This is a genomic window from Haladaptatus sp. (assembly GCF_049589095.1).
Classification (GTDB): Archaea; Halobacteriota; Halobacteria; order Halobacteriales; family Haladaptataceae; genus Haladaptatus.
In genome coordinates this window covers 1-4737 of sequence record NZ_JBAWAC010000417.1, presented here as the reverse complement: position 1 = coordinate 4737, position 4737 = coordinate 1, and the positions used below count along the sequence as shown (strand labels likewise).

At 65.0% G+C, this 4737-nt stretch carries 4 protein-coding genes; 3 read left to right on the top strand and 1 reads right to left on the bottom strand.

All coding sequences use genetic code 11. From position 1 onward, the window contains the following. The 3 genes from WBV42_RS13155 to WBV42_RS13145 form a co-directional block, all read left to right on the top strand. The coding region (locus WBV42_RS13155; RefSeq protein ID WP_423986427.1) for a hypothetical protein at nucleotides 1-524 on the top strand (524 nt) is incomplete at its 5' end. Nucleotides 525-650: 126 nt separating this feature from the next. Then, nucleotides 651-2234 carry a phosphoglycerate dehydrogenase gene (gene serA / locus WBV42_RS13150; protein ID WP_423986426.1) on the top strand — a complete coding sequence of 528 codons (1584 nt, stop codon included), beginning with the start codon at nucleotides 651-653 and terminating at the stop codon, nucleotides 2232-2234. Between the two features lie 184 nt (nucleotides 2235-2418). After that, entirely contained in the window at nucleotides 2419-3594 is a 1176-nt protein-coding gene (locus tag WBV42_RS13145) for an MFS transporter (RefSeq protein ID WP_423986425.1), read from the top strand. Between the two features lie 13 nt (nucleotides 3595-3607). On the opposite strand, the gene thrC is transcribed toward WBV42_RS13145, so the two are convergent. After that, nucleotides 3608-4737: threonine synthase (gene thrC, locus WBV42_RS13140; RefSeq protein WP_423986424.1), on the bottom strand; the 1130-nt coding region annotated here is incomplete at its 5' end.

The window sequence follows — 4737 nt, the reverse complement described above, 5'->3', positions numbered from 1 at the left end:
GCCTGATGACGGACGACGCCACGACCCGATTGGCGAAGTGGGTCCTCGTCGCGGTCGGATTCGCCTCGCTCGCGGTGCTCCTCGGCGTCGTCGTCAGGTCGTTCGTGAGTTGGAAGGCCCTCCTCCTGTCCCTCGTCGTTCTCGTCCCGGCGGCGCTGCTGTCCTACCGTCTCAGTCGGGCGGAACGCGCCTACGACCGGGGTCGGTACGGTATCGGCCGCCGCGTCGTGGCGGAGCGACTCTCGCTCGGTGACGAGGAGTGCGACGTCTGTGGCACTCACGTTGGAAACGGCGTTCGGCGGCGGTTCGTGAAGGAACTCGTCGTCGATGGCGTCCCGGTCGCGCTGGTCGAAAGCGGACACAACGACTACTGTCGGGAGTGTTTCGCTGACGAATCCACGAGGCTCTTGGCTGACCGGAACGATGAGAACAGTGAAGACGAAGAAACGGTCGAATCTGTCGGGAAGTGTGAACGTGTCGATCCCGAACGGTCCACATCGAGCGGACACGAACGAAGCGAATAACCCCTCCTGACAGCGGTTACGGCACCATTTGGCAATATATTTTCAAAAGTAAAAATTGGAAAATAAATTGGCAATCTTCGCTGTGAGAGAAAGGGTTAACGGGTGTGGGGTGTATTCTCTCCAGCAATGAAGGTACTCGTCACGGACCCGATCGCGGACGCGGGTCTTGATCGACTTCAAGAAAGCGGTTACGAGGTAGAGACGGCCTACGACGTAGAGGGCGACGCACTTTTGAACGCTGTTTCCGACGCCAACGGGCTCATCGTCCGCTCCGGGACGGACGTGAACCGCGACGTGTTCGAGGCCGCTTCCGACCTCGTCATCGTCGGTCGCGCAGGTATCGGCGTGGACAATATCGACATCGAGGCCGCCACCGAACACGGCGTCATCGTGGCGAACGCGCCGGAGGGTAACGTGCGCGCCGCCGCGGAACACTCCGTGGCGATGGCGTTCGCCGCCGCACGCTCCATCCCGCAGGCCCACGCTCGACTCAAGGACGGCGAGTGGGCGAAGGGGGATTACCTCGGGACGGAACTGAACGGCAAGACGCTCGGCATCGTCGGCCTCGGCCGCGTCGGGCAGGAAGTCGCCAAGAAGCTCGACAGTCTCGGGATGAACCTCGTCGCGTACGACCCGTACATCAGCGAGGACCTCGCCAGACAACTCGGCGCGGAACTGGTGGATCTGGACGACTGTCTCGCCCGTGCCGACTTCCTGACGGTGCACACGCCGCTCACGCCGGAGACGGAGGGGCTCATCAGCACCGAGGAACTCGCACAGGTCGAGGGCGGCTACCTCATCAACTGCGCCCGCGGTGGCGTCGTGGACGAGGACGCGCTCGCGGAAGCGGTGGACGACGGAATCCTCGCGGGTGCGGCGCTGGACGTGTTCGCTCAGGAGCCACTCCCCGAGGACAGCCCGCTGCTCGACGTGGAGGACGTCATCCTCACGCCACACCTCGGCGCGAGCACGGAGGCGGCACAGGAGAACGTCGCCACCAGCACGGCCGACCAAGTGCTCGCCGCGCTCCGTGAGGAACCCGTGATCAACGCGCTCAACGCGCCGTCCGTCGAGGAGAGCGCGTTCCCCCGCGTCCGTCCGTACATCGAACTCGCGGAGACGGCGGGCAAAATCGCCACGCAACTGCTGGACGAGCGCATCGAGCGCATCGAGATCGGCTACGAGGGCGACATCGCGGAGGAGACCGTGGACCTCGTCACCGCGAGCGCCCAGAAGGGCGTGTTCGAACCGCTCGAATGGCAGGTCAACGCCGTCAACGCCCCGCAGATCGCCGAGGAGCGCGGCGTCGAAGTCACCGAGAGCAAGACCCGCCAGGCCGCCGACTTCCAGAGCCTCATCACGGTTACGGTCGAGAGCGACGACGAACACATCTCGGTCGAAGGGACCCTCTTCGCCGACGACGACCCGCGTATCGTCCGCATCGACGGCTACCGCGTGGACGCCATCCCGCACGGCCACATGCTCGTCGCCCGCAATCAGGACAAACCCGGCGTCATCGGGTTCGTCGGCACCGTCCTCGGCGAACACGACATCAACATCGCGGGCATGTTCAACGCCCGCGAAACCGACGGCGGCGAGGCGCTGTCGGTGTACAACCTCGACAGCGAGATCAACTCGGCGGCGAAGGAGGCGCTCGAAGCCGACGAGCGCATCATCGAAGTGCGGAACATCGCGCTGAACGGGAACTGAATCTTCGGGTACTTTTTTATACGAAAGCGGGACCAGAACCGGGTATGGTGATCGCAACGGAACCCTGCTGACCGTTCACCCTGCCGAGAAAGTCGGACTCAAGTAGCCGCCATTCCACCGTCGAACCGTGAGCTCCGTCGAATCTCTCTCCCCTGACGAACGAACTTCGCACGAGGAACGGCTCGTGACGGGGTATTCTGGACGGTTGCTGCTCGTCGTCTCCGTCGGCTGGATGATGATTCAGGCCGGTCGGCTCGTCCTCTCGCCCATGCTCCCGACCGTGATGGGTGAACTCCACATCACGAAACTACAGGCGGGCATGGCGCTCTCCCTGCTCTGGGCGCTGTACGCACTCGGCCAGTATCCGAGCGGTCGGCTCTCCGACCGCTTCTCGCGGAAGACCCTGCTCGTCTCCGGACTCGCACTCCTCTCCGTCGGGTTCACGGTCGTCGCTGGCGCGCCGACCTACGCGGTCTTTCTGGTCGGTATGGCCGTCGCTGGCGTCGGTGCCGGACTGTATCCGACGCCAGCACGGGCGCTTGTCTCCGACCTGTTCGTCTCCCGCCGAGGGCAGGCGTTCGGGCTTCACGGCGCGTCGGGCGACTCGGGGGGCGTCGTCGCGGCGGGATTGGCGGTGGCCGTCCTCGCCGTCGCAACGTGGCGGGTCGCGTTCGTCCCCGTCGTGTTGGTGGCGGTACTGGCCCTCGTCCTCCTCCACCGCTGGAGTCGGGAGTCGTACACCCGACCGACCATCGACGCGGGTGCTGGACGGGCGGTCGTGGCGGACATCACGACGACCGCTCGCCGCTTTGCCAACCGTCGAACCGTGGCGCTCCTCGTGGCCTACTCGCTGTACGCGTTCGTCTGGCAGTCCGTCGCGGGATTTCTCCCGTCGTTTCTCCAGGAAGCGAAGGATTTCTCGCCCGAACTCGCGGGGAGCGCGTTCGCGGCGCTGTTCATCGTCGGAACGTTGGTGAAGCCGATTTCGGGGTCGCTCGGGGACAGGATTTCCCGCCCCGTCGTCGCTGCCGGGTCGCTCCTCGTGGGGACGGCCGGTATCGCCGCCCTCGTGATGGCGAACAGCACCCTCGCCGTCGCCGGGAGCGTGGCGCTCTTCGCGGCGGGATTGATGGCCTACCCACCGGCCATGCAGGCACACCTGATGGACGTGTTTCCGGACGGGAGCATGGGTGGGGACCTCGGTGCGACGCGGACGGTTTACATCGGCTTCGGAAGCCTCGGGCCGACGTACGTCGGTTACGTTGCGGGGAACTCGGGGTACGAATCGGCGTTCGCCGGACTGTTGGCGTGTCTTCTCGTCAGTGCGAGTATCGTGTTCGTGCTGGCACGATTGGACTGATTTCGGATGCCACTCACAAAATCTCCAACACGTCTTCGGTGTCCGCTGGAACGGGTTCCGGTTCGACACCCGCTGCGGCGGCCGCATCCGGGTCCTTCAGGAGATGACCGGTCGTCAAACAAACCACGTTCTCGTCCGCCGAAACTTCTCCCTCTTCGCGGAGTTTTCGTAGTCCCGCAACGCTCGCGGCGCTGGCGGGTTCGACGCCGATACCGTCCCGTGCAAGCGCGCGCTGGGCGTCGGTTATCTCCTCGTCGGTGACGGCGATGGCGGTGCCGCCGGTTTCCCGAATCGCGGGAAGCGCCTTCGGGGAGTTGACCGGGTTGCCGATTCGGATGGCGGTTGCGATGGTTTCGACTTCGTCCCAGCGGCGGATTTCGTCGGCGTCGTTCTCGACGGCTTCGACCATCGGGGCCGCACCCTCGGCCTGTACGCCGGTCAGCACGGGCACCTCGTCGGGCGTGAGTTCCCCGGCGGCGACGAGTTCGCGGAACGCCTTGAACAGCGCGCTGGTGTTTCCGGCGTTGCCGACGGGGAGGACGATTCTGTCGGGGAGGTCGCCCGTCTGGTCGCGGAACTGCTCGATAATCTCCAGTCCGATGGTCTTCTGACCCTCCAGTCGGAACGGGTTGAGCGAGTTGAGCAGGTACGCCTCGCCGCGATTTGCGAGTTCGGAGACGATGTCCAGACAGTCGTCGAAGTTGCCGTCCACTTCGAGGATTCGCGCGCCGTGGAGGCTGGCCTGTGCGACTTTCCCGGCGGCCACTTTTCCGGCGGGAAGGAGCACCAGTACCTCGGTTCCGGCACGTGCGCCGTAGCAGGCCAGCGCGGCGCTGGTATTCCCGGTGCTCGCACAGGCGAGTCGGGAGACGCCGAGTTTCTCGGCGACTTTCACGCCGAGGGTCATGCCGCGGTCCTTGAAACTCCCGGTCGGGTTCATTCCCTCGTGTTTGACTCGAAGCGCGTTGACGCCGGTCTCGTCCTCGATGGTCGGAACCTCGTACAGTGGGGTGTTCCCCTCCTCGATGCTGACACCCGATTCGACGGGCAGGGCGTCGGCGTAGCGCCAGACGCCGTGTCCGTCGAAATCGTCGAACGTCGGGTGGTCGGCGTAGCGAACTTCGAGCAATCCGTCGCAGTCCG

Excerpts from the sequence above, each read along its gene's own strand:
- serA (WP_423986426.1), top strand. The coding sequence starts at position 651 with ATGAAGGTACTCGTCACGGACCCGATCGCGGACGCGGGTCTTGATCGA.